Annotated in this window: 1 protein-coding gene; it reads right to left on the minus strand. The window is 43.2% G+C overall.

Translation table 11 applies throughout. The annotated features are described in order from the left end of the window. Positions 1-1,066 (minus strand): MBG domain-containing protein (locus ACNQF8_RS15310; protein ID WP_417983552.1); only part of this gene is annotated, 1,066 nt, incomplete at both ends.

Consider the following 1,066-nt stretch of genomic DNA (forward strand, 5'->3'; position numbering starts at 1 on the left):
TCCATCAGGATTAATAGCCAATGGTCCGTTTGGAGTAGAACTTAATACTACATCCGCAGGATTAACAGGCAATCCGTTCAATGTGTCGTTAGTTAAAACGTTCACACCTGAATTTCCTCCAGTTGTTCCATTCACAGGAATTGCATTGGTATCTGCAAGAGCATCAATAACAGGAGCAGCAACAACAATAGTAACGGTAGCTGTATCACAATTAGTAGGGTTCAATACCTCACAAATAGTGTAATTTATAGTATAAGTTCCCGCTGGTGTGTTTGGTGCTACAGTCACAGTTCCATCAGGATTAATAGCCAATGGTCCGTTTGGAGTAGAACTTAATACTACATCCGCAGGATTAACAGGCAATCCGTTCAATGTGTCGTTAGTTAAAACGTTCACACCTGAATTTCCTCCAGTTGTTCCATTCACAGGAATTGCATTGGTATCTGCAAGAGCATCAATTTCTCTTGGTGTAACAGTCAACGTAGCATCGGTAGCAACAACAGTATAGTTTGGATTGTCACCCAAAGTCACCGCAATCGGATAATCACCCACATTAGAGAACTGCGTAGCAGTAGTTGCCAAGGTATAGTTGATGGTATCCCCATTCACGGCACCAGTAACCACAGCAGTAAGTTCAGGATTCAGGTCTCCGTATATTTTAGTTTGATCCGCAGCCACCACAGTCACATTAAGGACTTTAGGGGTAACAGTCAACGTAGCATCGGTAGCAACAACAGTATAGTTTGGATTGTCACCCAAAGTCACCGCAATCGGATAATCACCCACATTAGAGAACTGCGTAGCAGTAGTTGCTAAGGTATAGTTGATGGTATCCCCATTCACGGCACCAGTAACCACAGCAGTAAGTTCAGGATTCAGGTCTCCGTATATTTTAGTTTGATCCGCAGCCACCACAGTCACATTAAGGACTTTCGGAGTTACAGTCAAGGTAGCATCGGTAGCAACAACAGTATAGTTTGGATTGTCACCCAAAGTCACCGCAATCGGATAATCACCCACATTAGAGAACTGCGTAGCAGTAGTTGCCAAGGTATAGTTGATGGTA

This window comes from Flavobacterium labens (genome assembly GCF_048286755.1).
Classification (GTDB): domain Bacteria; phylum Bacteroidota; class Bacteroidia; order Flavobacteriales; family Flavobacteriaceae; genus Flavobacterium.